This is a genomic window from Phormidesmis priestleyi BC1401 (assembly GCF_001650195.1).
In the GTDB taxonomy this organism is placed as follows: domain Bacteria; phylum Cyanobacteriota; class Cyanobacteriia; order Leptolyngbyales; family Leptolyngbyaceae; genus Phormidesmis_A; species Phormidesmis_A priestleyi_B.
Map to the genome: position 1 here is coordinate 1 of NZ_LXYR01000051.1, position 26,394 is coordinate 26,394.

At 47.9% G+C, this 26,394-nt stretch carries 21 protein-coding genes and 1 pseudogene; 14 read left to right on the forward strand and 8 right to left on the reverse strand.

Annotated features, from left to right (window positions below):
* Positions 1-146: 146 nt before the first annotated feature.
* The 3 genes from A8707_RS20420 (at position 147) to A8707_RS20430 (ending at position 3,125) form a co-directional block, all read left to right on the forward strand.
* Entirely contained in the window at positions 147-383 is a 237-nt protein-coding gene (locus A8707_RS20420; RefSeq protein ID WP_068819054.1) for a DUF4351 domain-containing protein, read from the forward strand.
* 371 nt (positions 384-754) lie between these two features.
* Positions 755-2,779 carry a protelomerase family protein gene (locus A8707_RS20425; protein ID WP_068819055.1) on the forward strand — a complete coding sequence of 675 codons (2,025 nt, stop codon included), beginning with the start codon at positions 755-757 and terminating at the stop codon, positions 2,777-2,779.
* A gap of 22 nt (positions 2,780-2,801) precedes the next feature.
* The gene (locus tag A8707_RS20430; protein WP_068819056.1) at positions 2,802-3,125 is read left to right on the forward strand and encodes a hypothetical protein; all 324 of its coding nucleotides are present in this window, start codon (positions 2,802-2,804) and stop codon (positions 3,123-3,125) included.
* A 481-nt stretch (positions 3,126-3,606) separates the two neighbouring features.
* On the opposite strand, the gene A8707_RS30335 is transcribed toward A8707_RS20430, so the two are convergent.
* Positions 3,607-3,738 (reverse strand): hypothetical protein, encoded by a 132-nt coding sequence (locus A8707_RS30335; RefSeq protein ID WP_269452750.1) that lies wholly within the window; start codon positions 3,736-3,738, stop codon positions 3,607-3,609.
* Between the two features lie 473 nt (positions 3,739-4,211).
* Here A8707_RS30335 and A8707_RS20435 point away from each other — a divergent pair, with 473 nt between their 5' ends.
* The 3 genes and pseudogenes from A8707_RS20435 (at position 4,212) to A8707_RS20450 (ending at position 8,319) form a co-directional block, all read left to right on the forward strand.
* A complete protein-coding gene (locus A8707_RS20435) occupies positions 4,212-4,550 on the forward strand; it encodes a hypothetical protein (RefSeq protein ID WP_068819057.1) in 339 nt (112 codons plus the stop codon).
* 65 nt (positions 4,551-4,615) lie between these two features.
* Positions 4,616-7,939: pseudogene (gene bchH / locus A8707_RS29875) on the forward strand (magnesium chelatase subunit H).
* 5 nt (positions 7,940-7,944) lie between these two features.
* Positions 7,945-8,319 carry a VOC family protein gene (locus A8707_RS20450; protein ID WP_068819060.1) on the forward strand — a complete coding sequence of 125 codons (375 nt, stop codon included), beginning with the start codon at positions 7,945-7,947 and terminating at the stop codon, positions 8,317-8,319.
* Here A8707_RS20450 and A8707_RS20455 read toward each other — a convergent pair.
* The 6 genes from A8707_RS20455 to A8707_RS20480 form a co-directional block, all read right to left on the reverse strand.
* Positions 8,316-9,611 (reverse strand): ABC transporter ATP-binding protein, encoded by a 1,296-nt coding sequence (locus A8707_RS20455; RefSeq protein WP_068819061.1) that lies wholly within the window; start codon positions 9,609-9,611, stop codon positions 8,316-8,318. The two genes, A8707_RS20450 and A8707_RS20455, sit on opposite strands and share 4 nt — an antisense overlap.
* A 3-nt stretch (positions 9,612-9,614) precedes the next feature.
* Positions 9,615-10,289: an energy-coupling factor transporter transmembrane component T family protein gene (locus A8707_RS20460; protein WP_068819062.1), complete on the reverse strand. Its 675-nt coding sequence runs from the start codon at positions 10,287-10,289 to the stop codon at positions 9,615-9,617.
* Positions 10,282-10,821: a hypothetical protein gene (locus tag A8707_RS20465; protein WP_068819063.1), complete on the reverse strand. Its 540-nt coding sequence runs from the start codon at positions 10,819-10,821 to the stop codon at positions 10,282-10,284. The genes A8707_RS20460 and A8707_RS20465 overlap by 8 nt, the downstream gene beginning before the upstream one ends.
* 11 nt (positions 10,822-10,832) lie before the next feature.
* Complete coding sequence (locus tag A8707_RS20470) at positions 10,833-13,229, reverse strand: TonB-dependent receptor domain-containing protein (RefSeq protein ID WP_156518774.1); 2,397 nt, start codon at positions 13,227-13,229, stop codon at positions 10,833-10,835.
* Between the two features lie 291 nt (positions 13,230-13,520).
* Positions 13,521-13,922, reverse strand: coding sequence for an ExbD/TolR family protein (locus tag A8707_RS20475; RefSeq protein ID WP_068819065.1), 402 nt, complete (start codon positions 13,920-13,922; stop codon positions 13,521-13,523).
* A 7-nt stretch (positions 13,923-13,929) separates the two neighbouring features.
* On the reverse strand, positions 13,930-14,631 hold the full coding sequence (locus A8707_RS20480; protein ID WP_068819066.1) for a MotA/TolQ/ExbB proton channel family protein: 702 nt from the start codon (positions 14,629-14,631) through the stop codon (positions 13,930-13,932).
* 446 nt (positions 14,632-15,077) lie between these two features.
* Between A8707_RS20480 and A8707_RS20485 the strand changes: the two genes are divergently transcribed.
* Complete coding sequence (locus tag A8707_RS20485) at positions 15,078-16,481, forward strand: energy transducer TonB family protein (RefSeq protein ID WP_068819067.1); 1,404 nt, start codon at positions 15,078-15,080, stop codon at positions 16,479-16,481.
* Between the two features lie 66 nt (positions 16,482-16,547).
* Here A8707_RS20485 and A8707_RS20490 read toward each other — a convergent pair whose 3' ends face one another.
* Positions 16,548-17,405: a helix-turn-helix transcriptional regulator gene (locus A8707_RS20490; RefSeq protein WP_068819068.1), complete on the reverse strand. Its 858-nt coding sequence runs from the start codon at positions 17,403-17,405 to the stop codon at positions 16,548-16,550.
* A gap of 98 nt (positions 17,406-17,503) precedes the next feature.
* On the opposite strand from A8707_RS20490, the gene cas3 reads away from it, so the two are divergent.
* The 7 genes from cas3 (at position 17,504) to cas5d (ending at position 26,389) form a co-directional block, all read left to right on the forward strand.
* Positions 17,504-19,690 carry a type I-D CRISPR-associated helicase Cas3' gene (gene cas3, locus A8707_RS20495; RefSeq protein ID WP_068819069.1) on the forward strand — a complete coding sequence of 729 codons (2,187 nt, stop codon included), beginning with the start codon at positions 17,504-17,506 and terminating at the stop codon, positions 19,688-19,690.
* A 315-nt stretch (positions 19,691-20,005) separates the two neighbouring features.
* On the forward strand, positions 20,006-20,203 hold the full coding sequence (locus A8707_RS20500; RefSeq protein ID WP_068819070.1) for a hypothetical protein: 198 nt from the start codon (positions 20,006-20,008) through the stop codon (positions 20,201-20,203).
* Positions 20,204-20,435: 232 nt separating this feature from the next.
* On the forward strand, positions 20,436-20,888 hold the full coding sequence (mntA, locus tag A8707_RS20505; protein ID WP_068819071.1) for a type VII toxin-antitoxin system MntA family adenylyltransferase antitoxin: 453 nt from the start codon (positions 20,436-20,438) through the stop codon (positions 20,886-20,888).
* On the forward strand, positions 20,885-21,331 hold the full coding sequence (gene hepT / locus A8707_RS20510; RefSeq protein ID WP_068819072.1) for a type VII toxin-antitoxin system HepT family RNase toxin: 447 nt from the start codon (positions 20,885-20,887) through the stop codon (positions 21,329-21,331). Before mntA ends, hepT begins: the two co-directional genes overlap by 4 nt.
* Positions 21,324-24,656, forward strand: coding sequence for a type I-D CRISPR-associated protein Cas10d/Csc3 (cas10d, locus tag A8707_RS20515; RefSeq protein WP_068819073.1), 3,333 nt, complete (start codon positions 21,324-21,326; stop codon positions 24,654-24,656). The genes hepT and cas10d overlap by 8 nt, the downstream gene beginning before the upstream one ends.
* A gap of 18 nt (positions 24,657-24,674) precedes the next feature.
* Positions 24,675-25,691 (forward strand): type I-D CRISPR-associated protein Cas7/Csc2, encoded by a 1,017-nt coding sequence (gene cas7d, locus A8707_RS20520; RefSeq protein WP_068819074.1) that lies wholly within the window; start codon positions 24,675-24,677, stop codon positions 25,689-25,691.
* A 5-nt stretch (positions 25,692-25,696) separates the two neighbouring features.
* Positions 25,697-26,389 carry a type I-D CRISPR-associated protein Cas5/Csc1 gene (cas5d, locus tag A8707_RS20525; RefSeq protein WP_231948233.1) on the forward strand — a complete coding sequence of 231 codons (693 nt, stop codon included), beginning with the start codon at positions 25,697-25,699 and terminating at the stop codon, positions 26,387-26,389.
* Positions 26,390-26,394 lie beyond the last annotated feature (5 nt).

Sequence of the window (26,394 nt, forward strand, 5' to 3'; positions counted from 1 at the left end):
TTATGACGCAGGTCATTGTTGTAAGCTTTGGGCATCGGATTCAGAAGAATGATCAGTTCCTAAGGATAACGTCCTAATCTGTGTGGCGGTTGCTATAAAATCGCTTGTAGGGGGGTTCGTCGGTAAGTTGCTTTGTGAGCAGAGTGATGCGGAAATCTGTAATCTATCAAGAAATCTTGCATGAGGGCGAGGAGCGAGGACGACAGCTTGGACAGCGATCGCTGGTCATCCTGCTGCTTGAACAGCGCGTTGGGTCGCTCTCAGATCAACAGCGCGATCGCATCTCCACTCTCAATTTAGATCGACTTGGAGCTTTAGCGATTGCATTACTCAATTCCTCCAGCCAAGACGACTTAGATGCTTGGCTCAATCAACATCTGTGAACTTGGGCTGGGTCTCACGGTGGAGGAGGAATAAGCCATTAGGTGAGACCTCCTGGAAAAGTACACCGCTTCATTTGAAAGTCTCGGTTGAGCAACCCTCGAACAAGGTCGATTTTCGGCTGGTTCGAGGGTTGCTTTTGGGCGAGCAATTAGCAGAGTCTTTCGCTTTAACAACTCTTTCATCTGGCAACTCTTTCATCTGGCAACTCTTTCACGATCGTTGCTGAATGCCTTCTAGCTCTTCTCTGTCGAACTCGCGCTGGATGGCGCACTTGTGGACAGCGAACTCTGTTGATTCAAAGTAGGTAAGATATTCTTGCAAAAGATGAGTAAGTTAGGTAAGATAGAGAGGTCAAGTGAGGTATGCAATCATGCGGAAGTGGCTCCAAACTTTGGTCGATCAGTTTTTACCTGCTGTTGAACTCTTACAAGACACGCCGGAGGGTCGGGCGCAAGGGCAGAAGTGGGCGACGTGGATGCGCCAGCAGTGGGTGGAGCATGGTCTGGTGGAGCTGAAGCAACAACGCAATTTGATGACGGATGTCAGAAATGCGATTAAAAGGCAGTTGGGTGAGGATCATGTGGCGCTGGAGAGTATGAATTTCACGGTTGCGGAGTGGACAACGATTAATTCTCCGATCGAGGAGCAGGTCGCTCGACGCAATGAAAACGTCGTGCTGTTGCAGAATCCAGACGCGATCGTCACTCAGGCAGTTCGGTTGCTAGAAAGCCGAGAGTGGGCGGAAGTGGCAGCAGGGCTGGTGGTACTCACGGGGAGACGATCGAGTGAGGTTCTAGGCACGGCTGAGTTTCATCCCAAGTCTCAATGGAGTGTTCTATTTACAGGAGCATTGAAGCGCAGAGGGGAGTCTCAACGACTTTCGTTTGAAATCCCAACCCTGACGACCGCAGAACGGGTGATCAAGGCGTTAGCAAAGTTGCGGCAGATGTGTCCGGCGGAAGGGTTGACGGCGGAACAGATTAATCAGAAGTATGCTCAGGCAGTGGCAACGGCGTGCGATCGTCACTTCTGTAATCTCGTGCCTAATCGGGATGGACGAGACAATCTGTTTTCTCATCTGTTCCGTTCTGTTTATGCTGCGATCGCTACCCTCTGGTATGCTCCACCGACTGTAGATGCTAACGAATATAAGGCGGCAATTCAGGGGCACTATGCGATTTTGGATGCGACCGATGGCTCGCTGAAACGATCGCTCGCCGCATCTCGCCACTACAACGACTATAAAGTTGGCGATCTCAACGGCAATATCGACGGCAGGCAAGGCATCAAACTCGGCTATGGCGGGGTTGAGGTGATTGACGGGTTTAATCCCGATCGTCGGGCTGAGGTTAAAGGGGTGACTTCCGATCAGGCAACCAACGATCTGTCAGACCCGCACGATGAAGCGGAGGATACGGCAATGGTGAATCAGGAGGTTTCTCAACAGGCAATCGAATCGGTTTCTGAGGTGCTGGAGGCACTTCCACTCGTGCTCAGAGGTGAGGAGGTGGCGGCAGCGATCCCACCTAAAAGACAGGTGGCTCGTCGAGTAAAGCCAATTGCGGTGGATCTGGAGTTGTTGAAGTCGGTGGCGAGTCGCTTTGGTGTAGAGGTGCGCGGCGGCAAGGGGCAGGGCTATGACCATGCCCTCTTGGAACTCTTGCTGGTGCTGGAACATAGGGAAATCGGGCGGAGTCATTCGGTCTCGCATCAGCCGGACTCATCTGCCTCTCAGACCGTAGCGGATCAGGCAAAAACCTTAGCTTGGCTCACAGGCAGGATAGAAGACTTGGAGGCGCAACTCGCTCAGGGTCAACAAGAGAATCAGGACGCGATCTCGATCGCGCAACAGGATCAGCGATCCCAACGGGAACAGGAACGACTGCAAGAGGAAAATGAGCGGCTAAAAGCAGAACTCCAGCAGACTCAATCCCGATTGGCAGGCATTCAACGCTTTTTGACCGGCGGTGAACGTCAATCTTCAGAGCCACCGAAGGGGGCGGAGATTCAGATGAGTCAGCGCAATCAGGATGGTGCAGAATCTCCAAGGACGGTGATCAAGGCTTCACCCAGTCCTCAGAAACCCAAGGATCAAAGACCCACACGGGCGCTCCCAGTCCAGGCTGACTTAGACCCGGATGTCCTCAGAGCACTCTATGCCCTGCTCGATTACAACGACCAGACGGCTACCTCTCACGCCGAACGCTGGACCATCTCCATTCCCGTCATGAAAGACCTCCTCAAACAACTCGGCAAAGCCTCTCAACCTAAAATTGAAGCCGTTCTTAAAGCTAAAAGTGACACCATTCATCAGCATCATCGCCAACATGGTCTCGGGGAACGGCACAATCGTGTCCATCAAGGGCGATCCGTCAGTGAGGTCATTCAACTCTGATCCATGGGCGTTGAAGAAAACTATGTCGATCCAGCTAGAAGACACCCTGAAGACATCCCTCACTCACTCCACGGATCTACTCAACTCAGCCGATGTTCTGGATGCCATGATTGGGCTACGAATTCAGTTGCGAACCATTGAAGAGCAGATTCAAGCACTCCAACCTGCCTTCTTTACAGCGTGCCTTGCACTTAATACCGACAAGATAACCGATGACGCTCGCATCGATTCGTTTTTGCCTGTTGTCACCTCGATCGAGGCATCGGAGTTTCGCCACAACAGGCAGCACAAAGGCGCGTTTGCAGATGCAGGGGGTCGGGGGACAGCATTGTCGCTAACAGGTTGACCTCCACGTCTGTCAATTTCGATAAGGCGATCCGTTGCAGTAAGGTCGGGTTGCGTCGCTGGGAGGAAGACTCTCACGCCTGCACCTTGATCCGAGCGCCTTTGTTGGGTCAATCCAGCTAATCCGTGCTCTTACCATGACCGCACTAATTCAGCCTCAAGCTGCGGACGTTCATCCCCAGGGTGCTGGCGGCTTGACGTTGCACCCCGGCAGAGCGCTCTGCCACGAGCAACTATGACTGGTTGGATTACCTCGATTCGCCTCCTCCATCTCAATAGACCTCACTGCGGGGGAAGGGCAAATTTTGACCTGAGACGAAACGGAAAATTTGATTTGACACTCGACATCAACCCGGTCTTGAACTGAGTCAGCCATCGATCTCAGCCTCAAGCTAAAACACAGACTCCATTCGGGATTGCACTGCAAAACTAGCGCTTCTCGGCGCTGCTTGGTTTTTGCCCCAGAGTTCGTTGCAGTGCGGTCAGCCTGCTCGCATCGCTCGCTCCCATAGTTCGATCGAATAGCGGTTTTTCACCATTTCTTTATCTTCAGCAGACTCGACGGACTCATACAGATTCCGAATATCCGCTAAACCAACCTCAGAAACCTTCATTTCATCAATTTCTGTGATCGCATTCCCCTGGCTACTTCTATTTTTTGCGGGGGCACGATCAGCTTTGCCGTTGCCGCAAGGGTCGGCTTTTTCCGCCGCTCAAAGATCAATCTGATACTAGGGATGCCGCTAACGCTCAACAATCCAGTTTTCTCATTTCTCACTAAGAAGCACCCTTGTAATAACAATACTCCGGACAAAATTTGAGCAGATTTTAAGGCTCAAACCCTTATTCTGCCGTGGACAAGATCTTTTTTTCCAAGTCAGAGGCAGAGCTAACTTTGAAAAAATAGCTCGATCCTTGAACCATAAACTCTGAAAGCCTTGTGGAACCGTTCAAAAAAATGTCCGGAGTATTGTAATAAAGAAGTTTGACAAAAGATTTGTGGCAAGTAGGTTGCAGAGGGCAGCGAAAATTACTATTCTCAAAGGATCACTATACTCATAAAAGAATTTTGTCCTACCTCAGAGCCATGTCTCAGAAGCTACCTCGTCTTACGTTGATTTCGTCCGCTTCTCCGATCTGTGACTTACCAGCAGCGATCGAGCAAATTTCTCAACAGTGTGGGACTCGATTTGAAGTTGTGCCACTGTTGCTGCATCAAATGAACGGTAATAATGTTCAAGAAATACTCGAAATCATCAGTCAATCGCAGGCAGTGCTGTTTGACCTGCGGGGAAACCCAGAGGGAGCGATCGGGCTGATTCAGCGCGCTCTAGTCGAGACTCAGGGCAAAGAGATTGCTTTTATTCCTGTGTTTGGGGGTGGAGCGGGGGTAATGGCAATGACGCGGATGAAACCTTCTCGCTAACCAATAGGTCGCCACAAGAGACGGACTATCGGCAAATCAAGCAAATGGGGCAGACTGTTGACGCGATGACCGACAAGCTGTCTCCTGAAGCTCAACATCACGCGCGGAATTGGGCGAAATGCGTCAGCTATTGGACAAATTCGGGTGTCGAGAATCTGGCGAATTTGCTCAAGTTTGTGGCGGCGGAATATGCGGGGGTTGCGGTTGAGGCAGATGAGCCGATCGTCTATCCAGATTTTGGCTTTTTGGATCTCGCCACTCATCAGCGCTATGTTTCTTACTCAGACTATCTTTTGGATCATCCACTTGATCCCGATCGCCCGACGGTTGCAGTGCTGTTTTACAGTGGCACAAGCATGACGTTTAATCTATCGGGCGGTGCAGAACTATTTGCAGAACTGGCAAAATCAGCGAACGTTTTGCCCTTCTTTGCGGATGGAATTAAGACGGCAGAAGCATTACAGCAGCATTTTTTTAGTAACGGGACTCCGATTTGTGATGCGATCGTGTCTCTTTTATGGTTTCGACTCGACGGCGGACCCCTGGGCGGAAATGCAGAACGAACGATCGCACTGTTGAAGACGTTGAACGTTCCCTACTATGTTGCGGTCACTTCTAACAATCGCGAAATTGCAGTCTGGAACGAAACGCCTGAAGGATTGCCCCCGATTGAAACGCTCTCTACGGTTGCTTTTCCAGAGTTAGACGGCGCGATCGATCCGGTGATTATCTATGGTTTGAATGAGCAAGGCGCGGCAACTCCAATTCCTGGACGAGGAAAGCGATTAGCACAACGAATTCTGAAACGGGTTGCTTTGCAGCGGAAGCCAAAACCAGAAAAGAAAATTGCGATCGTCATTTTTAACTATCCACCAAGTGAAGGAACATTAGGAACCGCTTCGTTCTTGGATGTGTTTGCATCCGTCGAACATTTATTACATCAACTGCAACAAGCAGGCTATTCGCTGACTGCTCCAGAATTAGGAACATTGAAGGATCTGTTTCTCGATCGTGGATTGCTGCACAATGGCGATTTTACCTCTGTGCATTTGACGGCAAATCATGCGATCCGAGTCCCTTTAAAACAATATTTACAAGGGTACGATCGCTTACCCGATTCGATTCAGAGACAGACAGAATCCGTCTTTGGTTTGCCGCCTGGGGATTTGATGAGCGATCGAACTGATTTGCTAATTGCTGGAATTGAGTTTGGTAATGTTGTGGTTGCGGTTCAACCTTCGCGGGGAGTGCATGAAGATCCGAGTAAGCTTCAGCATAATGATAGTTTGCCTGCTCATCATCAATATATTGGGTTTTATCGATGGTTAGAGGAAGGCTGGAATGCGGATGCTGTTGTTCACGTCGGCACACACGGAACCTTTGAATTTTTGCCCGGAAAACAGGTCGCACTTGATGAAGGTTCTGTGCCTGATGCTTTGCTAGGGAGCTTGCCGAATAGCTATATCTATCATGTGGTGAATGTTTCGGAGGGAACAATCGCTAAACGTCGAAGCTATGCTCAATTAGTCAGCTATGCTTCTCCGACTTTTGTGCCTGCTGGACTGTATGAGCATTTGACTCAACTCGAAGACTTGCTCGATGAATACGAAGATCAAACGTCAAAAAGCTTACCGAGAACGACCGCGATTTTACGCCAAATCATTCAAGTCTGCGATCAGAATGATGTTCCTTTAATGCTCACAGATACATTAAAAGAGCCTCATTCTGACCCCGATATTGCACTGTTTGAACCTGCCCTTGAAACCCTGCACTTAGATTTATTTGAACTGAAGCGAGTCGCAATTCCGATCGGATTACATACTTTCGGGCATCGACTTCAAGACGATGCACTAATTGATTATTTAGCATTAGTTGCTCGATACGATCATTCTGAAACTCCTTCCTTACCTCGATTATTGGCTCAACAAAAAGATTGGGACTATGATCAATTGCTAGACTCTGCTGATTCTAGGGTGATCACGCTAGGCGAAGAAAGTCGATCGCTGATTGCACAGTTTTTATCCGATGATTTCACTCAAGATGAGTCACTCAGTCCTGCGTTTGACTATTTAGGCGCGATCGCAAAATAAATAGAAGCGACAAACGAAGTTCGATCGCTCTTAGATGCCTTAGAAGGAAAGTACGTAGAACCTGGACTGGGCGGCGATCCGGTGCGAACTCCCAACACGTATCCAACCGGGCGAAACACCTATCAGTTTGATCCGACTAAATTGCCGACTGATAGTGCTTACGATCGAGGCGCACAAATCGCAGAAGAAACTCTTGCACGATACTATGCAGAACATCAAACCTATCCTGATGCAGTGGGCGTGATTTTGTGGGGATTTGAAACTTGTAAAACGTATGGAGAAACAATCGGGCAAATTTTGCGCTACATCGGCGTGAAAGTCGATCGGGGGCAAGGTTATTTTATGCGCCCAGTTATCATTCCGATCGCAGAATTGAACCGTCCTCGTGTAGATGTCACGGTTAATATCTGCGGATTCTTTCGCGATCTGTTTCCCAACTTAGTTCGGTTGATTGATCTTGCTTTTCAAATGGTTGCTCAACTCGACGAACCGTTAGAAATGAATGCAGTGCGGCGACATACTTTAGCGTTGAGCGAACAGATTGATTTTCGGCTCGCTTCGGCGCGATTGTTCGGTCCACCTCCGGGAGAATATGGCAACGGTCTAAGTACAATGATTGAAACAGCGGCTTGGGAAAGTGAAGCTGATTTAGGTAAGCTATACATCGATCGAACACAATATCTGTACGGCGATCGTTTAACTGGAACCGAATCGCGACAAGCTTTTACAGCCGCACTTGGACGCACAAAATTTATCACTCAGGTGCGCGATTCGCATGAATTTGAAGTAACTGACATCGATCATTACTATGAATTCGTCGGCGGAATGGCACAGGCAGCAACAATGGTGAGCGGCGATCGACCCGAAGTTTTAATCGCAGACACAACCAAAGAACGAATTCAGGTGAAAACAATCACTGAAGCTGTTCGGCAAGGGGTGACCAGTCGATTGTTTAACCCGAAATGGATTGATGGAATGCTCAATCATGCACATCAAGGAGGACAGGCGATCGCCGATCGAGTCGAATACTTAATCGGCTTAGATGCCACTACCCGAAGTGTTGGAACTGCAACTTGGAGCAAAGTGGCAAAGCGATTTGTGTTTGATCCAGAGATGCGGCAGCGAATTCTAGAAAACAATCGATATGCAGAAGCAGAAATCATCCGTAAGCTCGGTGAAGCAGACTATCGCGGCTATTGGGACGCGACCGAAACCGAGCGAGAACAGCTAAAAGAGATTTATCATGACATTGAAACTCAGATTGAATTAGGCTTAAAAGTAGAAACAACAGCGAGGTAAATCGAATGGCAGCAGAATTCAAGCACGTCATGCTGATGGTCAAAGACGTGATGGCAAGCGTTAAATTTTACAGTGAAGGCTTGGGAATTCCGGTTAAGATGGCAAGTCCCGGCTGGGCAGAGCTTGACGCAAATGGAACCACGATCGCGTTTCATGCCGCAGAAAGTGCTCAGAACACGGGAGATTCTCCAATTCTGAGTTTTCATGTTGATGATGTCATGGCATCGATTTCAACCCTAGAGCAAATGGGGGCAACCCTAGAGGGACGAGTGAGAGAACCTTCATTCGGCAAGGTTGCGGCGATCAGAACTCCAGACGGGCACTTAGTCAGCTTACTTCAGACTGCAATGCAGCGCACTGGAGCATCAATATCGCACTAAAGCGTTAGAATTTTTGCGCCAAGAGCATTCGCAACCTGCGGATCATAACTGGTGACAATGACTGCGCCGCCCGCTTGTGTGAAACGTTTTAGCAATTCCAACATCAAATTCAGTGATGTTGCATCCTGTCCAACTGTGATCTCATCGAGCAAACAGACCTTCGGACGACGCGCTAGAACTGCACCCAATGTGAGGCGGCGCTTTTGACCTTGAGACAACGATCGCGGATGTCGCTCTAATTGTTCTTCTAAGTTCAATTGTGTCAAAATCTCTCGATCGTTCTGAACCTCTTGCAGAACAGATTCGGCAAATAGCTGATGGTTGGGATTTTGCAGCACAAATCCGATCGCACGAGAAATTTCAACAATCCGACGTGGTTGAGGTTTTCCCAAAAGCTCGATCGTGCCTGTCGTCGGTCTAAGCAGTCCACTGATTAGCTTTAATAAAGTCGTTTTACCACAGCCATTTTCGCCCTGTAGAAGAGTTGTCTCACCTGCGCGAAGAGTGAGATCAGGGAACTGAGGATAGCCACCCCAGCTTAAATTTCTGCACTGTAAAACGATCGGTTTAGTGCTGTGATCGACTTCAGAAGATCGGTCAACTGATTGAATCTTCGGAGTCTGAGTGAGCCATTGTCCTTTGTGTAAACAGAAGCTCTGAGTACAGATTGATTGAACTAAATCTAATCGATGTTCGATTAATACGATCGCCTGCCCCTGTGCAGCATGAGATTGCAACAAGTCGAGCAGAAACGATGCGCTCGCACGATCTAGATATGCGAAAGGTTCATCCATCAACAAAATCGGTTGTTTCATCGCCAAAATACAAGCAATGACCAATCGCTGTTTCTGTCCAGCGGAAAGTTGCTGAATTGTCCAATGTTGCTGTTGAGTGAGATTGAATTCGCTTAAAGCTGCATTGATCAAATCGGGAATCTGTTCCGGTGGCAGATTGAGGTTTTCTAGCCCGAAAGCAATCTCGTCGCTTATGCGATCGGTGAAGATTTGGGTTTCAACATTCTGAAGCAAAAAGCCAAGATAGCGCGATCGAGCCTTAATGTCCCAATGCAGGATTGATTGGTTCTGATAGCACAAATCGCCGCTTAGAATTCCGGCGGTGTAAGTCGGAGCAATCCCCGCAATGCAGTTGAGTAGCGTACTTTTGCCGCTCCCAGTTGCCCCAGTAATCAGCACAAGCTCGCCTGATGAGACAGATAGATTGATGTCTTGCAAAGCTGGCTGCGTCTGTCCTGCATAGGTGAACGATAAGTTCTCGATCGTTAATTCTGCCATTGCTCAAAATTCTAAATGGGCAACAATACCAAAGATCAGCCATGACGCGATCGTAAAGACAGTATCTCGACTTTGCCAAGTGAGCGGCTTGCTAATCGTTCGGGGCAAGCTCGGATCATAGCCTCTAGTTTCTAGCCCGATCGTTACTTCATCTGCATAGCTTACAATCCGAAAAACCAATGGCACGAACAGACCAGAAAACCAGCGGTGCGGCTGCCGACTCAACTCTACGCCTCGAAGTTGGTTAGCTTCTAATATGCGTTGTGATTCTTGCTGAATGACAGGTAAAAATCGCCAAACTAACATTAAACTGAGTACTAGAAACGAAGGTAATTTGATTGCTTGTAATGCTCGAACTAAGTCAGTTGGAGAAGTAGTCAGGGCAAACACTGGAGCCGGAAGCGAAAGCGCTAACAGTCGGAGTGCATAGAACAATGCTAATTGCCAGTTTGACAAAGTTAACGTACCAAACGCAATAAACAATAGAAATGCGATGATCACTGCGATCGCGCTCTTTAACGGAATCCGAATTGAAGTGACCAACAAGGCGAGTAAGACGATCACCAAAACTACGATCGCGTCCAGTGTTTTGAGCGATAAGGCAACAGCCACGATCGCCAAACTCACACCGATTTTTAACAGTGGATTTACACTAAACAGGAACTTGCGGCTAAACATTCAGCTTTCCAGCCCGTTGGAGTTGAGTTACGATCTTTTCTCCCATCCACCAGCCGATCGCGCCTGCTAGACCCGATAGCAGCGTCATTGGGATGAGAATCCAAGCTTGTGAAATCCAGGCAGCAAATGCATCTCCGGCGGCATAAGCTCCCACGATCGCGCCTGTAACCGTCGCACTCGCAAAAAATACAACGTTTCCAATCAGTCGATCTAATCGCTGTCGATAGCCACCCCGAAACCAGAGGACTCCTTCTGTGATTAACAAGGCTCCAACCAAAAAAGCGCCAATAATCCAAGAAATTCGACTGAGCAACATTGCGAGTGTGCCGATCATCAGCGCAACACTCCCGCAACGCTGTAATCTTGCCATTCCCAATGTGAGAAAGATTCCGGCGAAAGGTGCCCAAACGATCGTCCGAACACCCGGCAATGGAATCGATAAAGTTAATGGAACTGTGATCACAGATGCGATCGCGATCCCAATCGTCATAAATGCCGCAAACACATAGTCTCTTAATTGCCAGCGTGACATTGCGATTCTCCCTAAAAGTCTGCTCGAATTCCCGCTAAGATCCGCATTCCCGGAGCCGAAATATTCACTGTCGGAAACACATAATCTGCATTGAACAAGTTCTCAACGGTTAAAGTTAGCTGCGTCGATCGCGCTACCCGATAGCCCACTTGAAGGTCGAACACGGTAGCCGCCGGACTCCCCTCGCCCTGAACATTGTTTGCTAACAATACGGTTCCTTGTCCACTATAGATTCGAGACTGCAAGAAACTACTAAGTCGCCCATCATCGTATCGCAATCGCGCTAATGCAGTCAGCGGAAACACTTCAAGCTGAGACAACGGCAGCCCAGAAGTATCTCTACCCGAAACATAAGTGAGATTGCCACCTAGAAACCAATTGCGGGTGAACTGATAGCTAGTTGATAGTTCAACTCCTTGAAAGATCGCGTTTTTGTTGGCGGTCTGCAAAGTGGCAAATCCTGAAGTAGTCGGTCGAGGCGCGATCGAGCTAAATCCCAAAAAGTCTGAAACATTATTGTAGAAGTAACCAAGACGAGCGGAAAACACTGGGGTTTGATATTCCACGCCGACATCAAAGTTATTGGCGCGTTCTGGACTGAGGTTTGGGTTCGCCACGATCGCGCCTCGTGTCGGTGCAAAGAATGAACCATCTGCACCGCTCCCAAACAAAAGTTGTAAGGTCGGTGGACGGAACCCTTGAGCAAAATTGGCTCTTAGTGATAAGACATCTGTCAGGCGATAGACACTCCCAACATTAAAAGTGACAGCACTATCATTCCGGTTTTGATTGTTATCTGCCTCAGACCCAAAAGCATCAAACCGTAAGCCTCCTGCTAAAGTCAATGGAGGCAGCACCGCATAAGAAGATTGAACAAACACACCGTTAAACGTGCGCGTTGCCAATACGCCCCGCTGATTGTTCAACAGATCAAATGAAGATCCACTATCGCGACTAAAATCATACCCATACGTTAGAATTGCAGTCCCGATCGTGCTAGTTGCCTGAGCCGAGACTCCAACCGTTTCAGTGAGTCCACGACTTGCACTTGCACCCGGAACCCGAATCGACGGAACCACGATCGGCGGCAAAAAGGGACCTCGATTGATCGTTCGACCGGGCAGCGTGAACACATTGCTGAGATCAGTACGATCCTCAAATCGTTGATAGGAACCTCGCACCGCGAAGCTCGTACCGCCCGGAACGCCTTCATTGATATAAGCCAATGAATAGCGATCGCGATTCTGATAGACATTCTGAGCGCTGGTAATCTGAAACGGACTTCCAGGAGGAGTCGCAAACCCGGCGAGATCAACATTATACTGACTAGTTCGATCGAGCCGCAGTTCTAATCGATCCGATCGACCGAGATCAATCCGTCCCGTTGCATAACCGCTTGTCGATTGATAGCTAGTTCCTAATGGAATCAGATTACCGTTCCCGTCTCGCGCATCTCCAGCAGTACTATACGAACCTCCAACAATCACATTTGGAGCTTGAATTTCTAAGTTGGCTGTGAGTTCCGCTGCACCTCCGCCAAACACATTCGTTCGCACTCGAAACGGACGATCGGGGCGTGGGGTCGTCGTAATCACATTCACCACTCCACCAAATGCATCGGCTCCGTAAACTGAAGAGGCAGTCCCTTTTAACACTTCAATTCGTTCGACGCGGAAGGGATCGATCGTGCTGAAGTTCGGACCAAACTGCCGATTCGGAAGCCGTTCCCCATCGACTAATAACCCAATTCGCTCTCCAGTCAGTCCGCGAATGTTTAGCGATCCGGTGAGAAATCCCAAACGATTGACCGTAATTCCGGGCACAGTTTGCAGGTTATCGACAATTGATCGTACTAAAGGACGCTCACGCTGAAGCTCTTCTTCGGTAATCACTTCGGTGGCAGCAGGAGACTGCGATCGTAGGGTCGGGCGGCGACTTTCCACCGCAACAACCTCTTCTTCCTCGCCTTCCCCTGCGATCGTGGTGGGAACAGTTAGCACAATCGCTTGATCTTGCTGGGATACCTCAACAGTCGGTGCAGTCGTCGTTCCAACCACCGGAACCCGTAGCCGAGAAGCATCGATCGTTGAAACGACAACGGAAGAAATCCCTGCCCCTGGATTGTCTCGACGAAACGAAGTTCCGCTCTTGAGTTGAGCATTGAGAACTTCAAACGTGACTGTTCTTCCTGAAATAGTGGGTGCTGTTGTCGAAACATTTGCGGCTGTGGGTTCGAGCCGAATGGCTAACCCTGTGTTTGTTGGGTTAACTTGAACCTCGATCGCAGCAACAGATTGATCGACTGATTGAGCGATCGCAGGGTTTGGCAAAGTCAGATAAAAGCTACAAGCAGCGGCAGTAAGAGCGATCGTCGATCGAGCGGATAAACTCCAGTAGTGGTGCATCATTCCTCACACGAATGTGGTTGCTATATCTCTAGCAACTCACGCTAAATTATTTAACATCTAGCTCAGACGGTAAGGTAAATTCCTTTTCCGATTGGGCTAAAACATTTGGATTACTTTACCAATATGACAATGAAGATTGCTATCCCCCCACAGGGCATAGCTTTAAGAGGTTCTCGCGACCTGCTCTAGAAGTGAGCGACGACTTGAAAGCCGAACAGATGTCGATCGCCGCAAGCTGCCAAAGACTCCGTACCTTCAATGACAAACTTTGAAACTTAGAGGGTTCTAAGTCTACTGTCGCTTGGTTGCGATCGCCATCTTTACCCCTTGAATCTTACGAATCTGATCCATTGCTGCGATCACATAGCGATGTTCAACTTTCTCATCCGCATTGATCACGACGATCGAGGATTGATTAGCTTGAATCAGCGATCGAACTCCAGTCTCAAGCTGACTTACTTGAATGGGTTGTTTATTTAACGCAAGCTGACCATCGGGTTTAATTGTGACTGCGATTCTAGTCTGCTGCTGCTGTTTGGCGGTTGCGGCTTGCGGTAGATTCACAGGTAACCCTTCCGATCGCGTCAAAAACAGCGTAGACATAATAAAAAACGTCAGAATCGAGAACACTACGTCCATCATCGGGACAATATTCATTTCTAACGGAGATTCTGGCTCTTGAGGGGCGCGCATAGTTTCTCTACAGCTTACCTTTTGCTACTAACTGTCGAATAGCTTCTGAAAGATCAGACATAATCATAGACTGTGAACTTCCTCGATCGTAGAGGCGACGATAAACCAGTTCCATCTGTCCCCCATATTCTTGAATCAGTGACATTTGCCGATTGTACAGATTCCGAAAGAGTGTCGCAAACACCAAACACGTTGCCGCAACGACCAAACCCACAGCAGTTGTAATTAAGGCTTCACTGATCCCCGAAGACACGCCTGCGGCTTTTGTCCCTCCGACATCCCCAATGTTCAAAGATCCAAATGCAGCAATTAGCCCCGTTACAGTTCCAATGAGTCCCAACATTGGTGCCAACCCAACCGTGAGTTCTAGCAGACCGCTAAACCGCTTCATCGTCGGAATTTCTGCTTGGAGTTCGCTCTCCATTGCCAAGCGGAATTCTTCTGGAGTCGGATTTTCTAGCTCCAAAGCCGCCGCAAAAATCCGCGCCATTGGCAAATCAATCTGCCGCTGGATCTTTTCTGCAACCAGTTCGGGCTGATGCCGATAGAGCTTGACGATTTCTCTAGCAAAAACTGGATGTCGTCGGGTGACGCGTAGCCAAAACCGAATGCGCTCCGCAATACAAGCCGTTGCAGCAACCATCAACGCAAGAGTGATTCCAACCAGGACTTGACCTGTAATCGGTATCCGAGAAAGAGCTTCAAACATGAACGCGCCCCATAGCCTCAAACTTGTAAGACTTCAGTTTGACTCATTGCGAACCATATAAATTGTAGATGCGTGATCGAATCAAATCAATCATATTTCTAGATAATCTTGAGCCATCTATGGCAATCCTAATCAACTTGTGAGATGCAGAGAGTCTGCCCTCACCCTAAATCCCTCTCCTTGAGGAGAGGGACTTTGACCTTCTGGCTCCCTTCTCCTTGGGGAGAAGGGCTGGCGAGGGCTTGCCCCACTTCGTGAGGAGGGCAGACCGAGTTTACAACTGATTCAGGATTGCTACATGCAAAGCTTACGATAAAGTTAAGCTTGAAGTATTCGCGTGAGCATCGTGACTAAAAGCGATGCCGATTCAGCTTGACAAGCCCTTTTTGGTCCACTAATCCGATCTGAAAGCAAGATTTTTTATTGATACTGACTGTCAACAGTTTATGAGCCTGTCAAAGATTGCGACTGAGCAACGAAAGAGAGAAGTTGCCTCGCTGAAGCGGTTCATGCGTTTTGGGATTCCTGGCGCGATCGCGATCAATCTACTCGCGGCTCTGTTAATCGGAGCATCTTGGCAAAATTCCCCAACGGTTGCCAAGCCAGAAGACGAAATCGAGATCATTGTTGAAGACCAGCCCGATACAGAAGCTCCGATCGCGCAAGTCGATCAAGATGCAGGCGGCAGCGGTTCATCACAAGTTTCACTCTTTAATCCCAATCCCGGCAGCGTCGCCAACGACTCGGTTGAAATTCCAGTGGCTTCTGATCCGATCGTTGCTCAATCCCCCGAACCGATTCCGACTCCAGAACCTGAAGTTCCCGATCCAGTTCCAACTCCTGCACCAACCCCAATTCCTGCACCAACTCCTGATCCGAGTCCAATCTCAACCCCAGAGCCGACAACAAGTCCATCACCCAATCCTTCTCCGTCAGCAAGTCCTGCTGCTGCCGCTTCGCCTTCTCCCGATCCTGCCTCAAGCCCGATCGCAGCAGATTCCGCAAACTCACCCAATTCAAGCTCACAGGCTCAAAACGGAAACGCCGGACAAAGCAATCCCAGAACCAGTTTGGGCAGTGGAAATGGTCAAGGAAATGGAATTGGAAATCTGGGCAGCGGGAACGAAGTTGGTAACGGTCAAGGGACTGGAACCGGAAGCGGTCTAGGGAACGAACCACAAGGAAAGAAACCTATCGAACCTGCAAAACCTGCTGAACCTGTTGCAGTGCGAGAAGCCCCGCCGCGCGAGAATTCAGATCCTCCTCGATCGAGCCGCAAACGCCCCAAATGCAAAAACAATTGTGAAATAGATGGGTATCTAGGGGCAGAAGGAAGCAGTCGATTCGATTTTGATGTTGATAAAAACGGCAACGTGATCAATGTGCGCTTAAGACAACCGAGCGGCAATTCAGAAATCGATCGCAAAGCTGAGGAAGCAATTCGTCGTCGTAAATATGAAGCTTCAGAATCAGGATTTCAAGGGCAGCGCATTCGGGTGACTTCTGAGCAAGACGGATCAGAGTTCCAGCGGCAAAACCGCGATCGACGGCGTGAAGAAGCCGCACAACAGGAACAACAACAGCGCGAAGAAGCCGCACGAGCCGAACAAAAACGCCAAGCACAAGAGCGGTTGCAGCGAGAAGCCGAGCAAAAACGCCCGCCTGCTTCCGCAGTTGAGCCTAAAAAACCTGTCGAACCTGCAAAGCCTACGGAACCTGTTCCCGCAAGTCCTACACCAGAAGCGAAGCCGATTCCGGCTGAACCTCCGGTTTTTCCGGCTAAACCCGCACCCGTAGAACCCGTTCCGGCTGAGCCTGCACCCGTAGAAACCACTCCTGCTTCTCCTTGAAAAATCGTTATCCGAATCAACCCCATAACTGAATACGCAGTCTCCTATTCTCAACACACCTCAGTTCTAAAGTTCATAGTGTTCATATAGCGATCGTACCTTCTGCTTAAACCGCTCTCGAACACTCTCAGGTGTCACAATCACGCAATCTTCTGCATAGCGCAACCCTTCTCGAAAGAACCAGAAGGTATTGGAAATCTTTCGCACCACGCGACGTATAGGAGGATTGCGATCCGCTAGCCAGTTGTTGATAATGTCTTCAGTCTTTGCCTCATAAGCAAAGGCAAGTCCCTTGAGTAGATGTAGTTCGACTTCAATTTCATCCAGCATGGGGTGCCATTGCCCTCGAACTGACGTAATTGCAGCATCAGAAATGCGATCGAGCCGCAAGTTCCAGTTGTGCTGCAATTCTGGCAAATCCTGGTTACCGTCGGTTTCTTCACACCAGCACTCTAGATATTGCCGCTTTTCGCGTAAGGTGATGCGTGCATAGCGGATGGTGAACGTCCAGGGGCGATCGGTGGCATCGCGATAGGTCAACTGAAACGGCTCTTGGCGACGAATGTATTGGTCAATCTCCGCTCTCCAGGGAACAGTCGGTGTTGCCAGTAGCGTTTCGATTTCATTTCGTAACGGCAGCGTTAGTTCGCTGCGATCGAGGAGCAAGTTATCGATGATCTGAGCTTGATCAATTTGTCCGGTATCAGTGAGTGACCGCATTGCCTGATGGAGTGCCAAGATACGATCGTTTGACCAATCATTGTTGCGACCGATGAGCAACTCTCGACGGGCGATCGCTTCGACTAATCGGGAGATATTGGGACGATCGCCCCACAGCATTCCCTGTTCAGCGGCAATTTGTTCTAGCTGTGCTTTGTCGCTATCTGAAATTGACAGCGTAATCGACTGACCACGACGACCCATGAGAACTCCAAAAAGTGTACGTTCACTTTGTACTTGCCATTCTTTTATTGTGCTGCCATGATGGATATATCGCAACCAGTCACGTACACCTTAAAACGATGACGGCATACAGTATTAAGCTCAAACCTGTTTACTCCAGTCCAGCACTCGTGCTGCCTGAAAACATTCAATTGCCTCCAGGTTGGACGCTCTCCTGGCATCAAGCAGAAACCGTTAAAGCACTTCGTGATCCAAATGTCGATGTGGTGTTTAATACAGCGATGACTGGGGATGGTAAAAGTTTAGCGGCATTTTTGGAAGTCCTTCAGGGAGAGTGCAACGCGATCGCCCTTTACCCAACAAACGAGCTTGCCCGTGATCAAGAAACCCAGACTCGTCAATATATTGCAGCCTTTCAGCCACCAAATAATCCACGGGTGACACGATTGAGTGGGGCAGAGTTAGAAATTTATTCAGAGAATGAGGACATCAGTAGAGGGACAGCGATCTCCACACGCACCAGTCAATCAGAAGTCTTACTGACAAATCCTGATATTTTTCACTTTTTGCATCGGGGAGCATACATTATTAGGGGGCAAAAAGGCGATGGTCCCGATAAGCTCTGGGGGCGAATTGACAAAGACTTTGATCTATTCATCTTTGATGAATTTCATGTCTATGCTGCTCCTCAAGTAGCAGGCGTAATCAACACAATGCTACTCATCGGGGCGACGAATCGGAACAAGAAGTTTTTATTTCTGTCGGCAACGCCAAACGAGGAACTAATTCAACGGTTTCAGAAGGCAGGATTTTGCTGTCAACTCATTAGTCCACTTGAACAGAACAAGTATCAATTTCCTGAAACGCTAGAGCAGCAACAACACATTGCTAAAGGCTGGCGACAAGTAGCGAGAGCGATCGACATAAGTTTTATTCCTTTAGAACCTGTGGCAAAAGCTTCTGAAACTTGGCTCAAGGACAATGTTGAGTTGCTCTTTCAGCAATTTCAGCAGCATCCAGGAAGTAAAGGCGCAATCATTCTTAATTCCATTGCCGCAGTGAAACGGTTGATCCCGTTTTTTCAATCCCTTCTGCAACCGCATGGACTGACTGTGAGTGAAAATACTGGACTTTCGGGAAAAAGTGAGCGGGAGCGATCGCTCTCTGCTGATTTAGTTCTCGGCACCAGCACGATCGATGTTGGGGTTGATTTCAAGATCAACTTTCTGATTTTTGAGTCCTCCGATGCCGGAAACTTCATCCAGCGCCTGGGACGCTTAGGACGGCATGATGGCTATGATCGCGAGGGACAGTTGATTCAGTTTGATGGGTTCATGGCTTATGCGCTGGTGCCCAACTTTTTAGTCGAGCGATTGTTCTTGGACGATAAACCATTGTTGCTGACTGGCAGTATATACGATCGTCCCTTTCTCAATGCTGCTATCAATGAAAAATATCGCCAGATCAATGATTTTCGAGGTTATTACAAACGCTGGGGTGCGGTGCAATCTTTCAAGCTGTGTGTTGATTTGAACCACAAAACGATTCAACAACAGTATGCGGGCAGTCGGGAGAAGTTTCAATCTGCCTGTGAAACTGTTTTTGATACGAGTTTGAAATCGGTGGCTGGGCGAGTATTTAGATGGGCAGATGAGTGGAAGCAGTTTTCTGGACAGAAAGCGGGGAACCCGATCGCCGAAGATGCCTGTAGCTTCCGGGGGTCGAGTCCGTTGCAGTGTGGGCTTTATGACGAGACAGAGCCGCATGAAGCTGATCGCTACAAGACCTATGATTTGCCAGGAATTCTAGGTAATTTAGAAATTGAGTTATGGACAGAGGCGGCATTTATGCGATCGCTAGATGCCACTTCTAAACGCACGAAGCAACCCATTCCCAAGGGCAGATTTGCTCACTGTCTCGCCTTCATGAAGCTCAAAGCTTACCGCGAAGAGCGACTGAACTGGAAATTTCATTTTCCTGGCACGTTAGAGAGTGTGGCAAATGCGTGGAAAGTGCAAGTTCTAAAGGGCATCGAGATTTGGCAACCTGATAATCGCTGGGCTGGAGAGATTAATAAAAAGCTGCGCGATCGGGCATTAGTCAGCTATGTGCTGCCTCGTCCGATGAGCGAAGTGCGACAACGGCTACGATTGCCGATGCACTTCCAGATTTACCCGATCAGCGACAACTACAGTTTTCATGATGCAGTGGCACCCTACTCGATCGCGTTTGGGCAAAGTGCGCTGCTGTTAGACACATTGGCGTACCACTTGAAGAGCGAAGGAGGCGAAATATGGATCGCCTAGTTTCAATCCCTGAAAGGGTTTTAGGTAGGTTCTGCGGAGGGACGAAGCTTACGCCAGTAAGTACAGACGTATTTATTTCAATCCCTAAAAGGGTTTCTTGCATCTCGAAAACATTGTTTCTAAAAGTCTCCGCTGACTCAAGGCTACCATAGCGCTATCAAGTCTCGACATATTTGACCTGTTAAATAAGTCTTACTTTAGAAATACTTGCCATTGGCTATCGCTTGCGTTAACGTCTGATCGTCAGGGTGATGGCGTAGCTAATGAGACTGCTCTATACAGAAGTAAACCTTTACTAATTTTAGGAGCGCAATCATGGGAATTCCCAAAAAGACCAAGCTGGATTTCTTATCGGATGTTCTTTCTGACTACAACTGGCATTGGAACGAGGAACTAGCTATAAAAGTCGGATGGCGTTTTGGAGCCACGATCAAAGAAGCCCGTGATAAAGGCTACCTGATCGAAACTAACCGCGTTGGACTTCAGCATCGCTATCGGTTGTTTAAAGCCTAGTCTCTTGAAACGCCCCCATGAGGAATCATCTAATGCCTCAGTAATGATCTCGCACAATAGAGGGAAGTTCATGAATAGCTTTCGGCACTAAGTTCAGGCGTAAGCAGACTATAACCCCCTATTTCAGATAGCTGGGTACAAGCCGCGAAGACTCGAAAAACTTTAAGTCATTCAACTTCTCGTAGCTTCCCTCTTTCCTATCATCAACCGTTCCCAAGCTGGAAATTTACTTATGGTTAGTTCGGTCACATCGATCGCCGATATTCAATCAGTCATTCCGCAAATCCTGGAACAAGTCTCTTATCTGAGACTGTTGGTTCTCTTTGGCTCACGGGCGAGAGGTGATCATTTTCCGTCTAGCGATTGGGATTTTGCTCTACTTTTCAATGAAGAACTCCGTCAACAATATGAACTGGGCGGCGGCTGGAACTGCTATCGATCCTGGAGCGTACTTCAGCGAATCCTCGGTTTGGGCGATGACGAGATGGATTGGGTTGATCTAAAAAATGCTTCAGATTTGTTAGCGCATGAAATCGCACAGGATGGCGTAGTGATTTACGAAGGTGAACCTGGGCTATTTGAGCAATTTCGGCAAAAATCTTTAATGACCCGGCAACAACTAAAAGCAATTCGTCGTGAACAGAAGGCAGAGATTGCAGCAGCGCTACAGCAGTGGGGATTATGACAGACGTTGATCTTAAAGGAATTGGTAAAAAATTGATTGGCATGAACAGGAGATTGGCTCGGCTGTTTGCCTATCATTCACTTACGTTTGAGGAATATCTTCAGGATGAAGATCGGCAGGCAAGCATTGAGCGATATTTGGAAATTGTCATTCAGGCAGCGATTGATATCAACAAGATGCTGATCAAATATGTGGAAAATGTTGATCTGGAAAAACTAACTAATACGGAAGTATTCACACTTGCAGGTGAACTAGGTTTTATCTCTTCAGAGTTGGCGGCTCAACTTGCTTTATCAGCGGGATTTAGAAACGTACTCGCTCATGTCTACGATGATATCAATCCCGAAATCACTTACCGCGCCCTGCAACTATCAGTCGTGCAATATCCCCAATATATTCAACAAGTTCAAACTTACCTGAATTTATTAGAAGACGATGAGTAATGATTTTGATTTTCTAGAAAGCAGTTTTGGTTTTGAAGAGGAGAGCGATCGCACCTTCACTTCAACTCAACGCGAACTCCTGACACTGAAGCTATTACGGGAAGCTATTCAATCACAAAACCCGAATGATGCCGTGATGCAGGACTTCGCGGAGTATGTGTTGCCGAATTTGTTACGAGTCGCGATTGGGGTCACAGCGAAAGGCGGTAAGTTTTTTGATGAACTCGATCGTAAAAATGAAGCAGAGGGCAAAGCCAAGGTTCGGCGAGATAATGCAGCAGATCAGTCACTTAACACTCATTTGTTGAATGGTTTATTTCCAGCTAACTTGATCGAACGTCGATTGGCGAACATGGATACTACGGTTAAACGAGCCGTGCACGATCTGGAGCGACGGTTGGTCATTGCTGGCTTCATTCTGCATGATTTTGAGAAGTTTCCTGATGCGCCCGATGATTGCCGCAAGTTGCCACTGGAAGCTCATCGACACATCATTGATGAGAAAGTACAACAACTGGGACTCGATCTCTTCATTAAGTCCGACAATCCAAAGTTCTACAAAGATTACATTGATGATTTGCTGTGCATGGCATACAACGCCCAACGACGCTGGGATACTAACTGGAACTTTTCGGAGTTTGGATTAAATCCAACCTTAAAAGATCGGGTGCTGCGAAGCCTCTCTGATTTAACCTGTTTGGCAGATTCTTTAGCGTCGATCGTCAAACATCCCTACGATGCTGAGAATACTCGCTTAAATGATTTGCTCCATAACCTGAGCGATGGGCAACTCAAATTCACTTACCACAGTATTTCTGAGAATCGGGGTGTGCTAACCAACGTAGTGAATAATGCTTTGGTGGAAGCACATACAAGCTTAAACACTGGTGATTGTGTCTACTATGAACCATTGCTGTATTTGCCCACAGGTGTGATTTATCTCGCTCAAAGAGACGCGCCAAAAATTGAACGGGAAGACTTGAGTGATCGCGTTGTTACCAGCATTAAGACCCTCTGCGCGGGACAACTAAAACAGCGACAAACGGGCTTTGGGCGCGATGGTAAAGGCATGAAATATGCCGATTACTATACTTTATTCTTTGACGATCCTGGATTGGTGCAGGTTGCTTTAGATGCCACTTTGCGAATCCTCCGAACAGGTAAGCCTTCTGTTGCCAGCAGTCGTAGCGAGAACTTAATTAAATTTCAGCAGCAGGGCGTTTTACCATCCGATTACAATTTCAAATTTGTGGATGATATTCGCATTGATCAAATGGCTGAGTTTGGCGATGTTATCACTCGTAAAATTTGGGGTGAACGAATCGACAAAATTGAGACCGCTCGTAAGCAAAACAAAAAACTTCCTGCACCCCCCAATTTAGAGTTGGTCTATAAGGTTGCAGAATTTTGGAATTTATCAGAATATTTACCTCAGATTCGAGAGATTCAAAGGATTAACGAATCGCTCAAGGCATTAAAGCTCAAAGGAAATACAGGCGGTGTCCCTTATGAATGGTATTACCTGGCAGCAAAGTATCTCGAACACAATCCAGGAATCGAGAACGTTCGTGAAGCTTGTGAACAAGTAGTTACTTATATTGCTACACTCATTCAACCAACCCTTAACCAATATGATTTGTCAGACGGTTGGAAAGATTTGCGAGAGTGGTGCGATCGCGTCATCATGCTTCCCGACGACACTCAAACACAATCACAGATTGAACAAGCCGATATCTTCCTCAAAGAACTGACTAACTACAGCAACGCCAAAAAATCAGGACGTGGGCGACAGCTAATTTGCTCTATTTCTCATTCGGCATATACTGTCACTGAGCAGATGGAATCAGCGGTGCTGTTTACGCCCCAGGTTTATACCAACAAACAAATGCTGGGCGGCTCTAATGCCAAACGCAATATCTCCAGCATTGCGGGGATTGAAATGATGCTGCGGCAAATTCTGATGAATCAAACTCAGGCAGTCGGCAAACGCTTTGAAGATGGCAAGTACCGTTATCTCTACTTCTATCCGACCTATTACTTCACACCTGAAACCAATAAGTTTTTGCAAAAGGCATACAGTGGCATTGCTCAAACCCGCTTTGATACCAGCATTCGTAATCATTTTATTAGTCGAGATTTGGATGTAGATCTTAGTCGCGATCGCTATCAAACGGTTGATGCTTTTTTAATTGATGATGACCTGGAGCGTAAGAAAAACCTGGATGAAACTGACCCTGACTTCAAACGCGATCGCACCTTTAAACTTGCCTATCCCGATGACAAACCACTCACCTTTTATTTCATGGCACTGCCACCCGGAAAAGACCCAACGGACACCGAATCTTGGGTGATGCCAGCCTGGTTAGCCTTGGCTTTTCCGATGATTTTAGATGTCAAAACAGTTGTTTCCGAATCACCAATTCCACCCTTTAATGATGGTGCCGAGTTTGAAGAAAGTGTGTTTCTCGATAGTGCGCCCCAAGCGTTTCGGGTGCTGCTGGGCAAAGATCGGTTTCGGCTCGACCATATTCTAGAAGGGTGGAAAACGGCTGATGGAACTGAGCGATCGTCACCACTAAATACTTTAACGGCTGCCTATGCCATCCATTTAGATGTAAATGCCAAGCAAGGAAAGGGAGGCTATGACGCAAATTGGGGCAGATTAACCGAACTGGCAAAAGATTTAGATACGAGTCCGCTATATATTTTTTCTTACCTTGCTAAATGGGCGAGAAAGCAATCGAGTGAGACCCCTAACCCCCAGAAAATCAGGCTTTATGCCTACCACTTCTACCCCTGTTTTGACCCCTATGTCAAATTTGATGCCAGTCAAGAAATGCTGATCGTGAACGGAGAATCTCCTTTGAATCATCCTCAAAAACTGACAGAGCTTTATCGCAAGTTCTATCGAGCGAAACAACGCTACAACCCCAAAGCCAATGCCGTGCTCAAGCCGATCGACGTTGCGGCTGAGGTGTTGCTCAAAGCCGACACCAGCATTTTTCAGGGTGAAGTTTTAGTCATGGCTGTTGCGGCTGAAATCTTCAAGCTGATGGATCGCGTTCGCAATTCGCGGGCTGAAGGGTTTACCCAAATCAGAGATCGCGAAGCAGAACGTCAAGCGATTTTAGAGTTTGCTCGCTATTTTGTGGAGGACGTATTTGAGCAAGGATTTGCAGGCGATCGCGCTCGATTGTCCGGCAGACAACTCAATCTAATTCGCGACACTTGCGAATTGCTCTATCGCTTAGAGCAAGACAACGACAATCGCGACCTCAAAGCGAAAGGCGAAGTGATTGAAGAATCTGAAACTGAAAACAACTAATTATTGGGAGAGTCCATCATGGCATTGTTGAAAGCGGTCGACGCAAAGTTTTTTCACACCGAAATCCCTTACAAGCCCATGGGAAAATATGTTCACTTTTTGACGATTCGCGTTACCGAATCTTACCCACTGTTTCAAACCGACGGGGAACTCAACAAAGCACGCGTCCGAGCCGGAATCATCGACAAAACGCCCGTCAGCCGTCTCTCAATGTTTAAACGAAAGCAATCTACACCCGAACGATTAGTCGGTCGAGAACTGCTGCGAACCTATGGTTTAGTCAAACCCGAAGAGTGCGAATATAACGTTGAGTTTGGCATGGACAATCCGGACTGCATTATCTATGGTTTTGCGATCGGTGACTCTGGTTCCGAAAAGTCTAAAGTGGTCGTTGACACCGCATTTTCAATTACCCCGTTTGATCAGTCGCACGAAACGTTCACCCTGAACGCACCTTACGAGAATGGCACAATGGCATCGAAGGGCGAAGCAGGCTCTAAGCCGGGAGAAGTCACCAGTCGAATTAATCAACAAGACCACATTCGTCCTCAGGTATTTTTTCCGAGCATTGTTACCTTAAAAGATCCGACTGAAGCAAGCTTTCTCTATGTCTTTAACAACATTTTGCGAACTCGTCACTATGGCGCTCAGACCACTCGAACAGGACGAGTTCGCAACGAGATAGTTGGCGTTGTGTTTGCAGATGGTGAGATTGTTAGTAACCTGCGCTGGACTCAAGCCATCTTCGATCGCATGAGTGCTGCCAAAACACTCCACTCACCCGATCCGCTTGATGAGGATGATGTGATGACCGCAGCCAATGCAGCAATCACCCACTTACTTGCCCAAGAGTTTATTGTTCACACTGATCTGATCGGTGACTCGTTCACACCTTTGTTGGTTGAAGTGAAGGCACTCACAGGCAGCGAAGAGGGCATTCAAAAAATTCTGCAGCAGGCAGACAAAGAAGCAAAAGCCTACGCTAGCAAGCACATCAGCAAGAAAAAATCAGCGGCGAAAGCGGGGCAAATCTGATGGTAATGATTTATCGCTGCACGATTGAGCTTCATGATAGTCTATATTTCGCGACTCGTGAGATTGGGAGGCTATACGAAACTGAAGCTGTGCTGCATAACTACGCTTTGTGCTACGCGCTGGGATTAGTGGATAGCGATCGCCATTCCACCACTGTTTCTGAAGAACACACTTACCGCTACTTTTGCCCCGAACAAGTTCCTAAGTACGAGGAACATCTCACGCCGCTCAATCAACAGGGAATCTACATCACTCCCGCTAGAGCTGTCCATCATACCTCGGTTCTCAATACCTGGAAGTATGCCAACAACAACTATCACGTTGAGATGGAGAAGACTCAGAAAAACATTCCCAGCTTTGGTAGAGCCAAGGAGATTGCTCCTGAAAGTCAATTTGAGTGTTTCATTATCTCTGAAAAACCTCTCACGTTGCCAAAATGGATACGTTTGGGCAAGTGGATGAGTAAAGCAGAAGTGAGACTGGAGGAATTCTCAAAGCCAAGGCGATCGCACAGCGAGTTCATCTTTCCTTATCCACTCAACCCACTGGATGTCATGTTTTCACATCAGGTCCTAAGCTATGACACAGTGAACATGCCGCCTGTCAGTCTGATTCGCAATGTTCGGATGCAGGGTGACTACTACGAGGTTGCTCAACTCAAAATTCCTGCTCAAATACAGTACCGATTTAGAGGGTGATGACA